The 16,592-nt window shown below is 67.3% G+C and carries 17 protein-coding genes, 1 tRNA gene and 1 pseudogene; 14 read left to right on the top strand and 5 right to left on the bottom strand.

Annotated elements, in window-relative coordinates; translation table 11 throughout:
- Window positions 1-7 precede the first annotated feature (7 nt).
- Window positions 8-1,249: a CaiB/BaiF CoA transferase family protein gene (locus IHQ52_RS20665; protein WP_024498210.1), complete on the bottom strand. Its 1,242-nt coding sequence runs from the start codon at window positions 1,247-1,249 to the stop codon at window positions 8-10.
- A gap of 144 nt (window positions 1,250-1,393) precedes the next feature.
- Between IHQ52_RS20665 and IHQ52_RS20660 the strand changes: the two genes are divergently transcribed.
- Window positions 1,394-3,178 carry a long-chain-acyl-CoA synthetase gene (locus IHQ52_RS20660; protein WP_024498211.1) on the top strand — a complete coding sequence of 595 codons (1,785 nt, stop codon included), beginning with the start codon at window positions 1,394-1,396 and terminating at the stop codon, window positions 3,176-3,178.
- Window positions 3,179-3,267: 89 nt separating this feature from the next.
- Here the strand turns inward: IHQ52_RS20660 and IHQ52_RS20655 are convergent, their stop codons facing one another.
- A complete protein-coding gene (locus IHQ52_RS20655) occupies window positions 3,268-3,918 on the bottom strand; it encodes an alpha/beta fold hydrolase (RefSeq protein ID WP_024498212.1) in 651 nt (216 codons plus the stop codon).
- Between the two features lie 144 nt (window positions 3,919-4,062).
- Between IHQ52_RS20655 and pgm the strand changes: the two genes are divergently transcribed.
- Window positions 4,063-5,706, top strand: coding sequence for a phosphoglucomutase (alpha-D-glucose-1,6-bisphosphate-dependent) (pgm, locus tag IHQ52_RS20650; RefSeq protein ID WP_024498213.1), 1,644 nt, complete (start codon window positions 4,063-4,065; stop codon window positions 5,704-5,706).
- On the opposite strand, the gene IHQ52_RS20645 is transcribed toward pgm, so the two are convergent.
- Entirely contained in the window at window positions 5,707-6,405 is a 699-nt protein-coding gene (locus IHQ52_RS20645; RefSeq protein ID WP_035760335.1) for a VIT1/CCC1 transporter family protein, read from the bottom strand.
- 119 nt (window positions 6,406-6,524) lie between these two features.
- Here IHQ52_RS20645 and IHQ52_RS20640 point away from each other — a divergent pair, with 119 nt between their 5' ends.
- Both IHQ52_RS20640 and IHQ52_RS20635 read left to right on the top strand, forming a co-directional pair.
- Window positions 6,525-7,271 (top strand): DsbA family protein, encoded by a 747-nt coding sequence (locus IHQ52_RS20640; RefSeq protein WP_006435885.1) that lies wholly within the window; start codon window positions 6,525-6,527, stop codon window positions 7,269-7,271.
- 111 nt (window positions 7,272-7,382) lie between these two features.
- A tRNA-Ala gene (locus tag IHQ52_RS20635) sits at window positions 7,383-7,455 on the top strand.
- A gap of 79 nt (window positions 7,456-7,534) precedes the next feature.
- On the opposite strand, the gene IHQ52_RS20630 is transcribed toward IHQ52_RS20635, so the two are convergent.
- Both IHQ52_RS20630 and IHQ52_RS20625 read right to left on the bottom strand, forming a co-directional pair.
- On the bottom strand, window positions 7,535-8,722 hold the full coding sequence (locus IHQ52_RS20630; protein WP_238063900.1) for a tyrosine-type recombinase/integrase: 1,188 nt from the start codon (window positions 8,720-8,722) through the stop codon (window positions 7,535-7,537).
- Window positions 8,719-9,273, bottom strand: a complete 555-nt coding sequence (locus IHQ52_RS20625) for a hypothetical protein (RefSeq protein WP_238063898.1) — start codon at window positions 9,271-9,273, stop codon at window positions 8,719-8,721. Before IHQ52_RS20625 ends, IHQ52_RS20630 begins: the two co-directional genes overlap by 4 nt.
- A 53-nt stretch (window positions 9,274-9,326) precedes the next feature.
- Between IHQ52_RS20625 and IHQ52_RS20620 the strand changes: the two genes are divergently transcribed.
- The 10 genes and pseudogenes from IHQ52_RS20620 to IHQ52_RS20575 all read left to right on the top strand — a co-directional run bounded on the left by IHQ52_RS20620 (window position 9,327) and on the right by IHQ52_RS20575 (window position 16,563).
- Window positions 9,327-9,554 carry a helix-turn-helix transcriptional regulator gene (locus IHQ52_RS20620; RefSeq protein ID WP_238063896.1) on the top strand — a complete coding sequence of 76 codons (228 nt, stop codon included), beginning with the start codon at window positions 9,327-9,329 and terminating at the stop codon, window positions 9,552-9,554.
- Window positions 9,551-9,874: a hypothetical protein gene (locus tag IHQ52_RS20615; protein ID WP_238063886.1), complete on the top strand. Its 324-nt coding sequence runs from the start codon at window positions 9,551-9,553 to the stop codon at window positions 9,872-9,874. Before IHQ52_RS20620 ends, IHQ52_RS20615 begins: the two co-directional genes overlap by 4 nt.
- 634 nt (window positions 9,875-10,508) lie before the next feature.
- Window positions 10,509-11,683 (top strand): annotated as a pseudogene (locus tag IHQ52_RS20610) (AAA family ATPase).
- A gap of 288 nt (window positions 11,684-11,971) precedes the next feature.
- The gene (locus IHQ52_RS20605) at window positions 11,972-12,283 is read left to right on the top strand and encodes a hypothetical protein (protein ID WP_238063884.1); all 312 of its coding nucleotides are present in this window, start codon (window positions 11,972-11,974) and stop codon (window positions 12,281-12,283) included.
- A gap of 1 nt (window position 12,284) precedes the next feature.
- Window positions 12,285-12,470 (top strand): hypothetical protein, encoded by a 186-nt coding sequence (locus IHQ52_RS20600; RefSeq protein WP_238063882.1) that lies wholly within the window; start codon window positions 12,285-12,287, stop codon window positions 12,468-12,470.
- Window positions 12,457-13,074 carry a hypothetical protein gene (locus IHQ52_RS20595; RefSeq protein WP_238063880.1) on the top strand — a complete coding sequence of 206 codons (618 nt, stop codon included), beginning with the start codon at window positions 12,457-12,459 and terminating at the stop codon, window positions 13,072-13,074. The genes IHQ52_RS20600 and IHQ52_RS20595 overlap by 14 nt, the downstream gene beginning before the upstream one ends.
- A gap of 55 nt (window positions 13,075-13,129) precedes the next feature.
- On the top strand, window positions 13,130-13,834 hold the full coding sequence (locus IHQ52_RS20590; protein ID WP_238063878.1) for a hypothetical protein: 705 nt from the start codon (window positions 13,130-13,132) through the stop codon (window positions 13,832-13,834).
- Between the two features lie 117 nt (window positions 13,835-13,951).
- A complete protein-coding gene (locus tag IHQ52_RS20585) occupies window positions 13,952-14,497 on the top strand; it encodes a hypothetical protein (protein WP_238063876.1) in 546 nt (181 codons plus the stop codon).
- A 183-nt stretch (window positions 14,498-14,680) separates the two neighbouring features.
- Window positions 14,681-15,670: a hypothetical protein gene (locus IHQ52_RS20580; RefSeq protein ID WP_238063874.1), complete on the top strand. Its 990-nt coding sequence runs from the start codon at window positions 14,681-14,683 to the stop codon at window positions 15,668-15,670.
- Between the two features lie 485 nt (window positions 15,671-16,155).
- Window positions 16,156-16,563: an NUDIX hydrolase gene (locus IHQ52_RS20575; RefSeq protein ID WP_024498224.1), complete on the top strand. Its 408-nt coding sequence runs from the start codon at window positions 16,156-16,158 to the stop codon at window positions 16,561-16,563.
- Window positions 16,564-16,592: the final 29 nt, after the last annotated feature.

The raw sequence follows: 16,592 nt of genomic DNA, 5'->3' as shown, positions 1-16,592 counted from the left end.
GTTGGCGTCAGATGACACCCTCTTCACGCAACTCCTCGAGCTCCCCGGTCGACAACCCCAGCAGCTCGCCGTAGACGGTCTCGTTGTCGCATCCCGGGGCCGGGGGCCCGGCGTTGCGGATGCCGCCGGGGGTTTCACTGAACTGCGGCACGACGCCGGGTCCAAGGACCGTGCGCTGCGCCCGTTCGTCGTAGTGTTCGGCGATCATGCCGCGTGCCCGCAGATGTGGGTCGGCGACCACCTCGGCGACCGTGTTGACCGGTCCCACAACGACTCCCGCGGCGCTCAGGACCTCGGTGAGCTTGTCGGGCGAATACTGCGACGACCATTCGCCGATCAGTTCGTCGAGCTCGTCCTGGTTGCGACCGCGGGCGGCGTGGTCGGCGAACCGCTCGTCGGTCGCGAGTTCGGGCCGGCCCATCGCCTGACAGAGGCGTGCGAACACCGAGTCCTGGTTGGCCGCGATGATCACATGCGTGCCCTCGCTGGTGGGGTAGAGGTTCGACGGCGCGATGCCGTCGAGGCGTGTGCCCGACGGTCCGCGCACCACGCCACCGGCGTCGTAGTCCGCGATCGCCGACTCCTGAACGGCCACACAGGATTCGATGAGCGAGGTGTCGACGACCTGGCCCTTGCCGGTCACCGAACGACGGTACAGTGCCGCCAACGCGCCCTGCGCGGCGAACATCCCGGCGAGGGTGTCACCGAGCGAAAGTGCCAGTCGCGGAGGCAATTGCCCGGGGTAACCGTTGAGATACCGTAGGCCGCTCGCCGCTTCGGCGACGGATGCGTAACCGGCACGCGTCGAATCCGGTCCGGTCTGGCCGTAGCCGGACACACGTACGACGATGATGCCCGGGTTGCGCTCGGACAGCACCTCGGGGCCGATGCCGAGGCGTTCGAGGGTGCCGGGCCGGAAATTCTCGACGACGATGTCGGCGTGGTCGGCGAGCCGGAGGAAGATCTCGCGTCCACGATCGGAGCGCAGGTCGAGGGTGATCGCCTTCTTGTTGCGGCCGTGGATCGTCCAGTAGAAGCGATGGCCGTCGACCTCGGCCTGGCCCCAGGTGCGGATCGGGTCGGGCTTGCCCGGCGGCTCGATCTTGATGACGTCGGCGCCCATGTCGCCCAGGAGTCGGGCGGCATGCGGGCCCGCGATCAGGGTGCCCAGCTCGAGTACGGTGACGCCCTCGAGCGGTCCGGTCGGCGCTGCGGGCCGGTCCGGCGCGGCAACGGTGTTGTCGGTCATGGAAGACAGTGTGGCGGGTCACAACCGGCGACGCCATCACCAGGTGACCGATTCCCGGTTGGAACGAATCGCTACCGGCGTTTCATCGTCGCCGATCTCCCGCTATGGTGTGTGTCGTCGAACACATACTCGGGGAGGCTTTGAATGGTTGAACACGCATCGGGGACCGGGCTCTTGCCCGACATCCGTCTCGCCGACATGGCGGCGGGGGTCGCGTCACTGCGCAAGGACATCGGGACCGTTCTGCGTGTGCTGCCGGAGATGCTGCCCAAGCCGCCGACGACCAAGATGTCGATCGGCAAACGCTTCCAGCAGTCCGTCGACAAGTACCCGGACCGCGACTTCCTGCGCTTCGAGGGCTCGTCGATCACCTACCGCGAGGCCAACGCCCGCGCCAACAGGCTCGCCGACTTCCTGACCCGGGAAGGCGTCGGCAAGGGCGACGTGGTGGCGGTGCTGTCGAAGAACCACCCCGACGTCGTGATCGCCATGCTCGGCATCGTCAAGATCGGCGCGATCTGCGGCATGATCAACTTCCACCAGCGCGGCGCGGTGCTCGAGCACAGCCTGGGTCTGATCGGCGCCAAGGTCGTTCTCTACCAGGAGGATCTGGTCGAGGCTCTCGACTCGGTGCCGGAGAGTGCGCGTCCGTCAAAGGAATTCACGTTCGAGAAGCTGTCGTCGCTGACCGCGCCGTGCTCGCCGGTCAACCCGGCGGCGACGGAGACCGTCGAACTCGGGTCGACCGCGATCTACATCTTCACCTCCGGGACCACCGGATATCCCAAGGCCAGCAAGATGACCCATTACCGCTGGCTGGTGGCCATGAACGGTATCGGCGGTCTCGGCATCCGTCTCCGCGGTGACGACGTGATGTACACGGCGCTGCCCTTCTACCACAACAACGCGCTCACGATCTCGCTGTCGTCGGTGCTCGCCTCGGGCGCCTGCCTCGCGATCGGCAAGCAGTTCTCTGCGTCGCGGTTCTTCGACGAACTCATCGAGAACGACGCCACCGCGTTCAGCTACATCGGTGAGCTGTGCCGGTATCTCCTTGCGCAGCCGCCGAAGCCGACCGACCGCGCACACCGCGTGCGGCTCGCCGTCGGCAACGGACTGCGCCCTGACATCTGGGACGACTTCACCGAGCGTTTCGGCATCGACCGCATCGTCGAGCTGTATGCCGCCAGCGAGGCCAACATCGGCTTCGTGAATGTCTTCGGGTTGTCGAAGACCGCCGGATTCTCGCCGCTGCCGTACATCGTCGTCGAATACGACGAAGAGACCGGCGAGCCGTTGCGCGGCGGCGACGGACGGGTCCGCAAGGTCGGCAAGGGCGGTACGGGACTGCTTCTCGCGCAGATCAACTCGCGTGTCCCGTTCGACGGTTACACCGATCCCAAGGCCACCGAGAAGAAGATCGTCCGCGACGCCCTGAAGAAGGGTGACCAGTGGTACAACAGCGGCGACGTGGTCCGCGACCAGGGTTTCAACCACATCGGGTTCGTCGACCGGATCGGTGACACCTTCCGCTGGAAGGGAGAGAACGTCGCCACCACCGAGGTCGAGGCCGTCCTCGACGCGCACGACTCCGTCGAAGAGGCCGTCGTGTTCGGCGTGCCGGTGCCCGGCGTCGACGGCAAGGCCGGCATGGCAGCCGTGAGTCTCCGCGACCGTCAGGAATTCGACGCCGCGGGGTTCGCCGCGCACGTCCGCGATGGACTGCCGAGCTACGCGGTGCCGCTGTTCGTGCGGATCGTCCCCCAACTCGAACACACGTCGACCTTCAAGAACATGCGCACCGAACTGCGCAAGCAGGCCTACGGCGAGACCGGCGACGATCCGATGTACGTGCTCTCCGGCGACACCTACGTCGAGTTCTACGCGGAGTTCGTCGAGGAACTGTCGGGGTCGCGGCGCCCGGCCTGATCGAGCGCCTCGTAAACCCACCATTGATCGCCAGATCCTCCACCCATGGGGGTGCTGGGTTTGGCGATAAATGGTGGGTTTGTGGGTTGTCAGGCCCGACGCAGCGCGGAGAGCCGTTCGCCGACGAAGTCGAGGGCGGTGCGCTGCCACAGACCGATGTGGTCGAGCATGGCGTGACCGCCGTCGGGAACGTTGATGAACTCGGCGTCGACGCCCTGAGCCGACAGCTCGTCGATACCCTTCCGGGTTCGCTTGGCGAATGTGCGTTCGTCGGCGTCGCCGTGTACCGCCACCACCCGGGCGCCGGGCTGGATGTGCCGCCAGTCGGCGAACTGCCACCACGGGGCGAGCGCCAGGACGCCGATCACCCGGCGGTCGGTCGCCAGCTGGGCGGCGACCCGGCCGCCCATCGAATGTCCGATCGCCACCACGGGTGCGCCCGGGTGTCGACGGCACATCTCGTCGAGAGCGGCGCGCGCCGGCAGCATCGGACTGTTCTCCTCGCCGTTCCAGCCGTAGACGCGGTACCGCACCTGATGCACGCGCACCGCCCGTCCGTAGCGGAACCGCAGCGACCATGTGAACGGATACATCCGCAGCGCCGACGCCTGCCACGGGGTGAACGGCTTGCGGCTGTCGTCGGTGCCGCCGGGCAGTACCAGGACGACGAGGCCCGTCGAGTCGCGTCCCGGCGAGAACAGTCTCGGGGAGAACATGGCGGGTGGACCGGGGTTCAACATGGTCTGGCAGTCCTCCAACGGCGCGTCGGCGATCGTTCCACCCTAGCGATTCGATTCCGGGTGGAATACGGATCGCCTCTCGTCAGCCGTGCTGATCGGTGTCGTCGGAGAGTCGAATTCGGCGCAGGGTGGCAGAATCGCAATATGGCACATTCCCGAGCTGGAACATTGGCCCTGCCCGAAGACCTCATCGACGTGGACGCACTCGAGCGTGCCTATTACGACAACGTCCCCGATCCCTCGGACCCGTTGCAGCAGGTCGTGTTCGGGACGTCGGGTCATCGCGGTTCGAGTTTCGACACCGCATTCAACGAGGCGCACATTGTCGCGACAACCCAGGCGATCGTCGAATACCGGCGAGGCGCCGGAATCACGGGTCCGCTGTTCATCGGTTTCGATACCCACGCTTTGTCGATTCCGGCGTGGCGGACCGCGCTGGAGGTGCTCGCCGCCAACGAGGTGTCGGTGCTCACTGCCGAGGACGACTCGTTCACCCCGACTCCAGCGGTCAGCCGCGCCATCCTGACGTTCAACAAGGAGAACCCCGGTGTGCTCTCCGACGGCATCGTGGTGACGCCGTCGCACAACCCGCCCCGCGACGGCGGATTCAAGTACAACCCGCCGACCGGGGGGCCGGCGGACACCACGATCACCTCGGCGATCGCGGCGCGCGCCAACGACCTGCTCGCCTCACGCCTCGACGGGGTCAAGCGAATCCCTTTCGAACGCGCCCGGGCGAGCGAGTACGTCCAGGACTACTCGTTCCTGCACAACTACGTCGACGGCCTCGGCGACGTCGTCGACATGAAGGCCATCCGTGACGCCGACATCCACATCGGCGCCGACCCGCTCGGCGGGGCGTCGGTCGGGTACTGGGCCCACCTCGGTCTGCGCTACAACCTGGAACACCTCACCGTCGTCAACCCCACCGTCGACCCGACGTTCTCGTTCATGACGCTCGACACCGACGGCAAGATCCGGATGGATTGCTCGTCGGCGAACGCGATGGCGTCGCTCATCTCCGCGCGCGACTCGTTTGACATCGCCACCGGCAACGACGCCGACTCCGACCGCCACGGAATCGTCACGCCCGACGCCGGCCTGATGAATCCGAACCACTACCTCGCGGTGGCCATCGACTACCTGTTCACGCATCGCCCGCAGTGGTCGGCGCAGGCCGCGGTCGGCAAGACGCTGGTGTCGTCGTCGCTGATCGACCGGGTGGTCGCCGGAATAGGGCGGCCGCTCCTGGAGGTGCCGGTCGGCTTCAAGTGGTTCGTCGACGGGCTGCTGTCCGGCCGCGTCGCCTTCGGCGGCGAGGAGAGCGCCGGGGCGTCGTTCCTGATGTTCGACGGCAGTCCGTGGTCGACCGACAAGGACGGCATCATCATGGCGCTGCTCGCCTCGGAGATCCTGGCCGTCACCGGCAAGACGCCGTCGCAGCGCTACGCCGAGCTCGCGGAGGAGTACGGCGAGACCGCATACGCACGCATCGACGCGCCCGCCTCGCGCGAGCAGAAGGCGGTGCTGTCGAGGCTGTCGCCGGAGCAGGTCAAGGCCACCGAACTCGCCGGTGAACCGATCTCCGCGATCATGACCTCCGCGCCGGGCAACGGGGCGGCGATCGGTGGCCTGAAGGTCACCACCGAGAACGCGTGGTTCGCGGCACGGCCGTCGGGAACCGAGGACGTCTACAAGATCTACGCCGAGTCCTTCAAGGGTCCCGAGCATCTCGCGCAGGTGCAGAAGGAGGCGCAGCAGGTCGTCGACGCCGCACTCGGGAGCTGATCAGCCGCCCGCGGGGACGCCGATCGCCAGGCCCACCAGGTAGGTGGCGCCGGCGGCGACGACCCCGAAGCACAGCTGACGCAGCGCGCCCCGCACGATCGGATGACGGGTCACGTAGGCGGCGACGCCACCGGCGATGAGGAGTCCGACGGCACCCACCGACAGGCCGAGGATCAGCGACGAGAAGCCGAGTAGGTAGGGGATGAGCGGCACGATGCCGCCGATCGCGAACATGATGAACGACGAGACCGCGGCCACCCACGGGGACGGCTTGTCCGAGGGGGCGACGCCCAATTCGTGGATGATGTGAACGTTGACGGCGCCGTCGGTGTCTGCGTGGATCTCGTTCGCCGCGGTGGTCGCGGTCGACTCGGTCATCCCCATGTCGGTGAGCATGTCGATGAGTTCGTCGAGCTCGCCGCATGGGTTCTTCTCGATCTCGTTGCGCTCGACAGCGACCTCGGCGTCGAGCTGCTCGTTCTGCGTCGAGACCGAGGTGAATTCGCCGAGCGCCATCGAGAACGCGCCCGCGATGAGGCCCGCGACACCCGACAACACGATGGTGTGTGCGCTCGCACCGGCGCCTCCGACACCGGCGACCAGGCTGATGTTGGTGACCAGCCCGTCCATCGCCCCGAAGGTCGCGGCTCGCACACGGCCACCTGACACGTCCGCGTGCTCATGGCTGATCGGGTTCATGTCCTCGTCGAGCTCTCTGTCCGTCACCCGCCGAGCGTAACGACGCACGTTCCGGGCCGCTCACCGACCGGGGGCATCCACTCAGCGACTTATCAGTGCGGCGCGGATATTGTCGTAACGTGAGCGAAAAGCGTAAGTCGGGAGCCTCCGTGCCCCGCGCCACCAAGTCGAAGTATCAGCCGAGCGCGCCGTCGAGCACGATGACCTACGTCCTCGGCGGGATCGCGGTCCTGGTGATCGCGGGTCTGGTCATCGGCGGCATCTGGTGGAGTGGCCGCGACAAGGGCACTGCGGACCAGTCCGCGCTCGCGTCAAGCTCGACGATGATCGTCGGACCGGAGAACGCGCCGCTGATCGATCTGTTCGAGGATCCGTTGTGTCCGGTCTGCAAGCTCTTCGAGCAGCAGTCGGGGCCGGCGATCACCGCCGCGGTCACCGAAGGCAAGCTGCGTGTGCGCTATCACACGCTCAACTTCCTGAACTCCAGATCGGCGACGGGCGACTACAGCTCGCGGGCCGCGGGTGCCCTCACGTGTGTGGCGCAGGAGCAGAACACCGACCTGTTCCTCCGGTTCCACAGCGCGCTGTTCGGCGCCCAGCCGGCCGAGGACGGCACCGGCAACATCACCAGCCCGGAACTCGCGCGCCTTGCGACGGCGCAGGGTGCGACCCCCGCCACCGCGACGTGCATCACGAACAACGAGAAGGTCGCGCAGGCGGAGGCGAACGCCACGAAGTCGACCGACGAACTGAAGAAGGCCGCCGGCCAGGTGGGCACCCCGAGCGTTCTGCACGAGGGCAAGCCCGTCGAGAACCTGCTCGACGGCACCGGCTGGCTCGACGGAATCCTGGCCGGCAAGTCCTGATCCGGGAGGGACCGGGCCCTCCATCGGGCCCGGTTCCTGCGGATTTGGTCGCCGTCATGGCAGTGGTGTAACTTTCCTAGTGCCCTTGAACAGGGTGGAACAACAAAATACGGGGCTATGGCGCAGCTGGTAGCGCACCACACTGGCAGTGTGGGGGTCAGGGGTTCGAGTCCCCTTAGCTCCACAGAAAAGAAACCCGCTCTGACCTCGGTCGGAGCGGGTTTCTTTATGTCCTAGGCGATCTCGTCGCCGCGTGAAGTGTCCTAACTCTGTCCTACCGCTTTCGAGATCGCGTCCGAAGCGGCGGCAAGTCGGTCGTCGGACACGCGCCCGTAGACCGCCTGGGTCATCCGCTCGGAGTGGCCGTGCCAGGCGGCGACGACGTCGGCAGGGACACCCGCCGCGCGCATCCGTGAGACCGAGGAGTGCCGCAGGTTGCGCAGCGTGATCGAGGGCAACCCCGCCGCCTTGCGCCGGTCGGTGAACAACCGCGTGTAGTCGCGGACCGGCAGCGGCGACCCGTCGATGCGCGAGAGCACCAGATCGGCGTCGGTCATGGGCCGACCGACCGCCATACGCTCGCGCAGGTGCGCGGTCCGCATGGCCTTGATCATCGCCAGCTCGCGCGGCGGTATCGGCAGGTCGCGCACCGAGCGCGCGTTCTTGGGATCGCCGACGATGTCGCGCCCGTTGACATCGACCCGTGCCTGTCGGATGCGGAGCGTGCCCGCGTCGAGGTCGAGGTCGGACCACCGCAGACCGCCGACCTCCTCGCGCCGCAGACCGAGCAGGGTCAGGGCGAAACACCCGGCGAGGCGGTGATCGGCTACCGAGTCGAGAAACGCCGACATCTGCGCCGGTGTCCAGATGTCACCCTCGGCCACGGCCACGATGACCTTCTGCGCGGGCGCGTCGAGGTGCTGCGCCGGATCGAAGCTGACCCACCGCATCCGCAGCGCGTGAGCCATCACGGCCTTGACCGTCACGATCGCGCGACGCTTTGTCGAGGCGGCGAGCGGTGCCCCGGCCTTGGTCGTCATCGACAGCGACCAATCGACCAGCACCTCCGGCGTGAGCTTCTGCACCGCGACCGACCCGAACGCGCGACGGGCGTAGGCCAGGCTCTCGCGGTCGGCCCGGATCGTGTTCGCCCGCGTGCTGTCGTCGGCCTCGCGCACCTTGAGCCAGTGATCGGCGACGTCGCCGAACGTGCGCTCGGACCGCGCCGCCCACGTGCGCCCGTCCCACTGCTGGCGCTGCTCGCGTACCCATGTCTGTGCGTCGGCCTTGGTGGCGAACACCTTGGTCGGGCGCACCTGTTTGCCGGTCATCGGATCGGTGCCGAGGGTCGGACGTGCGCGCCACCCCTTGCCGTTCGGTAGGCGCTTGATCGAATCATCGGCGCGGGTGCCGCGCTTGCGGGGTTGAGCGGTGTTGTCGGCGGTGCTCATCGGTTCGTGTCTCTCTGTCGGGGTTGTGGGCGGCGTGGCAGGTCGTTGGCGTCGAGGAATCCCTCGGCCTTGGCCTTAGCGAGTAGTCGGTCGGCGGTGCGGGTCGAGACCGACAACTCATCGGCGACCGTCTGGCGTACCGGCAGGCCGAGCGCGAGGGCGCGGTCGGCGACCTGCGCGGCATCCCAGACACGAGGATCGGCGTCGTCTGGCCGGGTGCGCGTCTCGGTCTGGTCGCTGGGATAGGCGAGCGCGCCGCCGACGCGGGCGATCCACTGAGCGGCGGAGTAGGCCAGGCGGCGGGCCGGGACCTCGCGCAGCGCCGCATAGTCGACCGCTGACCCGTCGTCGGCGGTCATCGTCAGCTCGGTCAGGTAGGGCTCTCGGCCTGTAGTCGAGACGCGCACGACGTAGGTGCGCGGGTGGCCGCGAAGTCGGATGCTCACGCGCTCGCCGGGTTTCGGTGTCCGGAACGGGGTTCGGCCTCCGGGCGGCGGGTCGGCATAGGTCACCGACTCCACGTCGCCTCGGTCTCGCCGTGCTCTGCTCATGTTGGCGAGTCTACAGTCTCGACATTCGCCATGCGACCCGCCACGCTAGAGACATGACCACAACAGCCAACACCAGCGCCCCGACCCTCGACAGCCTGCGCGACGGTCCGCCCACCGTGAGCATCGAGACCGCCGCCGCCTACCTCGGCGTGAGCCGCGCCTACGGCTACCGCCTGGCCAAGGCTGGACATATACCGACGATCCGCCTCGGTGCGCGGCGTCTGCGCGTCCCCGCCGCCGCGCTCTACAAGCTGCTGACCGAGGGTGAGGGCGGGGAATGATCCCCGAAGTCCATGCGCGCCCGATCGGCATCAAGCAGATGATCACCTGGCGCGGTACCCGTCAGCCAGCGGAGCTGTCCGATGACATGCCGGTGAAGTGGGACCGGCTGATTACCGAGATGGAGACCTTCACCATGGTCACCCGTTGGGGTCTGGCCAACACGTGGGGATACGTCTACGCCGAGAACTACGCCGAGGCCGTCGCGTCATTCGAGACGACCAAGCGCGCCTACGCCGAGAGCCGGGCATCGCGGCCACTGCCGAATCACGCGCCCACCGAGATACCCGAGCCGATCGTCCTCGCCGCGCTCACTCGGTAAATCCAAAGCGCACCAAAGTAATTCAATCGGCCTCGACATATGGCGCGACCCCCGGCGAGACGTCCGGGGGTCGCAAGGAAGGTCTGACCATGACCAACAAAACCGACTCCGAGTCTACCTCGGATGACGGGCAGGAAACGGCACCCGCCGTGCCCCCTCGATACGTCACCGAGGTGCTGTGCCCGCACCTGCGCCAGACGGCGCGCCGCCGCCTCGGGCAGGTCCGGGGCCGCTACGTGAACCTCGATGACCTCGACACCCTCGGCCTGCTGTCCGGGCCACGACCGACGCTCGACGAGGTCGACACGTGGTGTCACCGGGTGCTCCGGCAGGTCTCCAGTTCTACACCGAGGACCTGCCCGTTGAGGACCTGCGGGCGATCGTCACAGGGATCGACCGACGCCGCCAGGTCGCATTGTCAACGCTTCAGGACGTGGCCACCTCGACGGGGAGTGAGTACGCGGTCCTGGCCGTGAAGCGCCTGCGGGACCGCAATACCGTGGCCCGTGCCGAGACTCGACGCGGTGCGCCCGCGTTGACGCTCACAGTCGGCGATCTCCTCGGACTCGGTGCGACCGAGGCGGATCTCGACCGCCTGGCGACCGCTGACGAGAGCACCCGCGCGGCGTCGGTGATGATCGCGGAGCGATGGACCGAGGCGGACCGGACGACCACCCGCCGCCCGGTACAGCCTGCCGGTCGGATCACTCTGACCCGTGCGTCCGAGGTCACCCGCGAACACATCGACTGGCTGTGGACGACAGAACGTCTGGACCCGAACACGTGCGTCGCAGCGGCGTTGATCCCGTTGCGTGGCCTGACGCTGGTCGCAGGCCGCGAGGGAGCGGCAAAGTCGCTGTTCACGCTCTGGCTTGCGGCGCAGGTGACGCGCGGCCTGCTCCCTGGCCACTACTTCGGTCGACCGCGTGACGTGGTGATCCTGGCAACCGAGGACACCGGTCGACTATCCGGCTCCGGCTGGAGGTAGCGGGTGCCGATCTCGACCGTGTTCATATGCCCGCTCACGTCCTCGATGACGGGACCGAACTGCCGATCTCGATCGCCGACGACATCGACCAGCTCGCCGAAGTCCTGGCCACTATCGAACCGGGCGCGGTGATCCTCGACCCGTTGAAGGACTTCCTCGGCGACGGCGTGAACACCGACCGGGAGGACGAAGTCCGGCCTGCGCTGACACCGCTGCTCAAGTTGACCGAGTCACTCGATGCTCCCGTGATCGGTCTGCACCACCTGAACAAGTCCCTCAAGGGAGACTTTCTGTCTCGGCTCACGGGGTCGGGCGCGTTCAAGAACGTGGCGCGCTCGATCCTCGGTATCGCCCACGACACCGAGAACGACGTGCGGGTCTTGGAACAGAAGAAGACCAATCTCGCTGCTGCCGCACATGGAGCCATGCAAGCGCGTGTCGAGTCGGTCGACGCCACGATCGGCGGGCGCACCGAGAGCGTGGGCCGGTGGGTAATGGACGGGGTCGCCGGGCATGGGCTTGACGCCGTGCTGGCTGTGAAGGAACAGGGTGGACACTCCCCGTCGAAGTCTGACGCGGCGACAACGTTCCTGCGCGGTTACCTCGGCGACGGGCAACCGCACCTGCGCGAGGACGTCCTCGCCGCTGCTGCGGTCATTGACGCATCCGATGTCACCATCGGCCGCGCGTTCCGCAAGCTCGGCGGCGTCGCCAAGCGTGCCAGTGAACAGGGAGCGCGCACGTTCTGGAGCCTCCCGACCGCCGACGCCTCGCCCTCGCGTGGGAGCGAATCTGACCATGATCTGAGTAAGGGAGATTAGGTAATGATCTCTCTTATTCGTGCAGGTCAGAGCGTCGCGACAGTCTCGACTTACTTAGATCATGGCTTGATGCAAGTAAGCACACACGCTGACCAGCGGCGACACCGCGAACGTGCCTACTCAGATCACGTCGGCGGTCGCTCCCACGCGAGGGGTGAAGCGGCGATGAGCTGACCGAGATCGGTACCGGCTCCAGTGCCTCGGCTGGAGCGGCGGTGCCAGATGACACCAACGCACCGCTACTCCCAACGGGAGCGGCGGCACCCACCACCGAGGAGACCGCTCGACATGACCACCAAGACCACCACCCTGACCGTCGCCGAGATCGAACGCGCGATCGTGGCGGCGCTGACCGAAACCGACCCCGAGGCCAGCACCATGACCAAGTTCCTGCCGATCCGGCGCGAGCTGGAGCGGCGACCCGATGTTGCCTATGCCGCACCGGTGACCGCACTGCTCTCGCTCTGGGGACGCGGCGAGGTCGAGATCGTGATGGTTCGGGGGTCGGCCTACGTGAAGCTGGCCGACACGTTCGACCACACCCCCGACCATCCCGCTGCCGTCGCGCGCGGCGAGCACCGCCGACTGATGGCGATCTGAGATGCCCGACTACACCGACCTCGGGCACCTGACCGCCGCTGCGATCCTGGCCGGTCGGCTCGACGCTGACGGCCTGGCCGAGGTCTGCCGAGCGGTGCTCGACCTCGACCGACCCCGCGCACTGGCCATCGTCCGCCCAAACCTGTCCGTCCCCAACCCCACTGGAGAGACCTATGCCCACCCCTGACGTGCCCACCACCGACGAGCGCACCCGCGCAGCTGCGGCGCTGGAGCTGCGCCGGACCGGCCTGCCCTACTACGAGATCGCCGATCGTCTCGGCTATGCCGACGAGAGCGGCGCACGCAAGGCAGTATCGCGGCTGCTCGATCGTCGGGAGGCTGAGGGCGTGGCCGAGCTGCGGGCGGTGGAAGGTGACCGGCTCGACGCGCTCCAGTCGGCAGCGTGGGACGCGGCGGTGTCCGGCGACCTCGACGCGATCAAGACCGTGCTGTCGGTGATCGACCGCCGGTGCCGCCTGTTCGGTCTCAACGCACCGATGCCCGTCGCGGTCGCCGCCGCCGTCGGGATCTCCGATGTCGGGTGGGCCGAACAGATCGCCGGGCTGCTGAGCAAGCTGGAGACCCCCGAGGAGGTCGTCGAAGCGGTCGCGGTCAGCGGCGGCGACGCCGGGCGGCGGATCGCCGCCGTGATCCGGGATCCCCGGCTTGACGCTGACGGGCGATCGGATGTTCCCGAGGGTGAACACCTCGGATCGCCTCTCCATCGCGCGAGCGGTGTACTCAGCGCCGGAAACGCCCGCTTGAGGCCCGAGGGGTGGTCGAACATCTGACCCGAGACCTGTTGCCTGACACCACAACACCGACTCTCGTTAGGAAATAGACACCATGCCCGTCCGGACCCGTTCACTGACCGCACTCGACGCCGCACGCGCCCGACGCAAGCCCCGCCCGGCGACGCCGCCGCCGACCTACTCGCAGGCCGAGCTGCGCGAGCGGCGGCGCAAGCACCTGCCCGTCACCTACGACGGTCGGTTCGACCTCACCGAGGAGATCCGCGCAATCGTCGGCCCGCTGGCCGATCGGATCGCCACCGACCCGCACCCGCTCACGTTCGCCGTCCAGGTCGATGACGTGGTCGTCGCGGTGGCCGGGTCGGTGCGGACCCTGGCGGTGCTGCTCGCCGAGCGCGAGGCTCGCCGCCGGTGCCAGAACGTGCCGATCGGCAACCGGGGCCAGGCCGTGCGCGCGCTGGTCGCGCTCGCCGACAAGCCTGCCGATCCCGAGATCACCGACGACGACATCCGGTCGGGTCGGTGGGCGGCGATCCTGACCGAGCACGCGGCGACGTACTCCGCCGACTTGGCCGACTACCTCGCGCACGCGATCCCGCCGGGCCAGACCCGAGGGCTGCTGTCTGTGTCGGAGCACACCGAGGACGCGCTACGCGAGATCGACACCGCCGCTACCAACCTCGCGCGGCGACTGTCCTACGTCGAGAACCTGCGCGAGCAGACCAACGACACCGGCACCAGCTCGACCGAGGCCGAGGCGGCACGGCAGACCTTGGCCGATCTCGGCATCACCCCCTAGACCGTCCACCCGAGGCGGCGCGGTTCCTGTCCCGCTGCCGCAGGTGTCGAGACACCGGCCCGACTGGTTGCGGACCGGGGCCGGTGTCTCGACACCCCGACCCGAAAGGATCACCCCATGACCGACACCCTGACCTACGCAAACATCACCCCTGATGAGCGGGCGCGGCTGCACCTGGCGATGCACGAAGCGGCGCACGCGGTGGCCGGCGTTTTGCTCGGCGCGACCGATGTCCGTGCTGCGATCGGCGACGGTCGCAGCGGCGGCGTGACCCGCTGCTACGGACTGCTCCCGGATCACGAACCGCTGGTCGCGTTCGCTGGACCGTGGGCCGAAGCTCGATGGCAAGCCGGTCAGCGTCCGCAGCTGCGCGAGGTCTGGCGACACCTCGACGGGTGCGGGCGGCGCGACCGCGACCAGATCGTCTCGACGTTCGGCGCCTCGGTGCCGCCGACCAGCGATCGGGTCGAGCGGCTGCTCGACATGACCTGGCCCGCTGTCGTCTCGGTCGCCCAAGTCCTGCACAAGACCTCCGAGGCCCGATACGACGACATCTGCGCCGCGCTCGACATCCCCGACACCGACAACGCCCACCACCTGGCCGCGATCGGATCGGGAACGTGGCCGGTGCGGATCACCCGGCCTCGGCTGTCTGCCGATTAGGCTTGTCGTCGTGGGGATAGTCCCCACGACAGGTGACGTGAACTCGGGTGTCCGCCTAGTCCCGCGTCCCGGACACACAACACCGCCGCTCCCGTGAGGCCATGGGAGCGGCGGTGTTGTCTGTTCTGGCGTTCAATCAGGCTTTGTCGGTCTTCTACGGGGGCGGACAGTAGCGTTGACCCCGTGGAGATTCGAAGCGAAGAGCAACTGAACCCGGTGGCAGACGAGGTATCTGCGATCACGGCGGTGGTAAGGCCAATCCTGACGGGCGTCCTGTACGCCCTCAAGGCCGACGTTGTAGCTGAGGCAGGGGGAAGAGAGAACGTAAAGCTGAAGATGCTCCCCCGTCTGCACCGAAAAGGGGACGGCGACACAGGGATCTGCTTCGAGTACGCCGTTCACGAAGCCATCACGAGCGGACATGCGGATGTTGCCGAACGTGTGGAAGACGCCCTCAAGCTCTGCAAGGTCAAGGGTCGGTCGAACTCGATACTCTTCGGCGCAGAGAAACAAGGCTCCCAGCAGCTGATCGACACGGCAGCTGAGCTGTTGACTGACGATTCGGCACTGTTGTCCGGTTCTCGCGGACGTCCCGTCAAGCTCAAGCGTCATCTGACGTCAGCAGCGTCGGCGTTCCGCCGAAAGGGTGCGCCCAGCGGACTGCCGCAGAGCGTGAGCGGTCTTTGGCGCGCTGACCTATTCCTCGGGTCAGCCGAGTCGGACTACTGGGTCGGCACGACTGTGAAGATCAATCCCACCGCATTGACAGGAGCGAAGGGGCTGCGCGTTGGGATCGTGCCCGCTGCGCAAGGCAAGTCCGACCGTGTACGGCTCGACGAGAAACGAAACCTGGTTGTATGTCCAGTTCCCTATGACGGCAGCTTCGTTGAGGCGTTTTACCTCGGATGGGAGGTGGTTACGGCCTTCATGGCCGCAGATGCCCAGCTCCCCAAGGAAGTAGCGTTGCCGCGACCCGCCGCTCGGACGGTTGCTCGATACCTGGCCGATCGGCGAGAGTTCACGGTCCTAGACGTTGTGGACGCCCTGGCGACCCTCGCCCAACCCGAGCTATTGCGCACCCAGACCGAGAGTGCCGGGATTGTTCTGAGTGGCGGCACGTCGGATCTGGTCACGACTGGCGCAGTTGTTGCGCCGATTCCAACCGTTGAGTGAATCTTGACTGAGATGATCCGAACGCCCGTTCGTCTGTCCTAACCGTGTCCTACGACGGCAGATCACCCGCCGACACTCGGTAGACAGATCAGACCCTGAAACCGCTGGCAGATGAGACGCGGCGAGACGCGAAAGACACCCGCCAACACCCCTATTCACACTGGCAGTGTGGGGGTCAGGGGTTCGAGTCCCCTTAGCTCCACAAGAAGACACCCTTTCCGATCCGTCGGAAAGGGTGTTTTCATTTCGGAGATCGTTGCTGCCCTGCCGTCGTTCACCGCCTCGATCCCGATGACATGCCAGTCGCGTTGTCGGTCGGCCGGCCCGGATGGGAACCGGCCCCGGCGTGCCAGGCCACCCCGGCGGCGATCACCCGATACGTGCCGTCGCGTTCGAGGACGAGCTGCGCGAGTGGTTCGAGCGTACGTCGACGTCGTACCCACCCGGGGTCCGCTGCCTGCGGGTGCGCGACATAAGGTGCCCCTGTGGTCGATTCGGCTGTCATCCGGGTGAGTGCGGTGGTCCTGCGGGACACCACCGGCGCAGTCCTGACCGTGCGCAAGCGCGGCACCGCCCGATTCATGTTTCCCGGGGGCAAGCCCGAACCCGGTGAGAGTGCGCTGCAGACAGCGATCCGGGAGTGCCGGGAGGAGTTACAGCTCGAGCTCGACCCCGCCCAGCTGGAGCCGCGCGGCGATTACCGTGCTGTCGCCGCCAACGAGGACGGATTCGACGTCGAGGCGGCGGTCTTCGTCCGCTCGGCACCGGTGGACAGGGCGACGTTGAGCCCCGCGGCCGAGATCGCCGAACTGCGCTGGCAGCCGCTGGACGGTTCGGTCTTGCCGCCGGATCTCGCTCCGCTCACCGAATGTGTACTGCCCGAATCGATCTGAGCGATCGGTCCTGAACGCAGAGTCGCCAC

Source organism: Gordonia amicalis (assembly GCF_022059885.1).
Taxonomy (GTDB): Bacteria; Actinomycetota; Actinomycetes; order Mycobacteriales; family Mycobacteriaceae; genus Gordonia; species Gordonia amicalis.
The sequence above is the reverse complement of the archived record's forward strand: the minus strand, read 5'-3'. Positions and strand labels throughout refer to the sequence as shown.

Coding starts and splice junctions, on each gene's coding strand:
- IHQ52_RS20665 (WP_024498210.1), bottom strand. CDS start 1,249: ATGACCGACAACACCGTTGCCGCGCCGGACCGGCCCGCAGCGCCGACC.
- IHQ52_RS20660 (WP_024498211.1), top strand. CDS start 1,394: ATGGTTGAACACGCATCGGGGACCGGGCTCTTGCCCGACATCCGTCTC.
- IHQ52_RS20655 (WP_024498212.1), bottom strand. CDS start 3,918: ATGTTGAACCCCGGTCCACCCGCCATGTTCTCCCCGAGACTGTTCTCG.
- pgm (WP_024498213.1), top strand. CDS start 4,063: ATGGCACATTCCCGAGCTGGAACATTGGCCCTGCCCGAAGACCTCATC.
- IHQ52_RS20645 (WP_035760335.1), bottom strand. CDS start 6,405: ATGAACCCGATCAGCCATGAGCACGCGGACGTGTCAGGTGGCCGTGTG.
- IHQ52_RS20630 (WP_238063900.1), bottom strand. CDS start 8,722: ATGAGCACCGCCGACAACACCGCTCAACCCCGCAAGCGCGGCACCCGC.
- IHQ52_RS20625 (WP_238063898.1), bottom strand. CDS start 9,273: ATGAGCAGAGCACGGCGAGACCGAGGCGACGTGGAGTCGGTGACCTAT.
- IHQ52_RS20620 (WP_238063896.1), top strand. CDS start 9,327: ATGACCACAACAGCCAACACCAGCGCCCCGACCCTCGACAGCCTGCGC.
- IHQ52_RS20615 (WP_238063886.1), top strand. CDS start 9,551: ATGATCCCCGAAGTCCATGCGCGCCCGATCGGCATCAAGCAGATGATC.
- IHQ52_RS20605 (WP_238063884.1), top strand. CDS start 11,972: ATGACCACCAAGACCACCACCCTGACCGTCGCCGAGATCGAACGCGCG.
- IHQ52_RS20600 (WP_238063882.1), top strand. CDS start 12,285: ATGCCCGACTACACCGACCTCGGGCACCTGACCGCCGCTGCGATCCTG.
- IHQ52_RS20595 (WP_238063880.1), top strand. CDS start 12,457: ATGCCCACCCCTGACGTGCCCACCACCGACGAGCGCACCCGCGCAGCT.
- IHQ52_RS20590 (WP_238063878.1), top strand. CDS start 13,130: ATGCCCGTCCGGACCCGTTCACTGACCGCACTCGACGCCGCACGCGCC.
- IHQ52_RS20585 (WP_238063876.1), top strand. CDS start 13,952: ATGACCGACACCCTGACCTACGCAAACATCACCCCTGATGAGCGGGCG.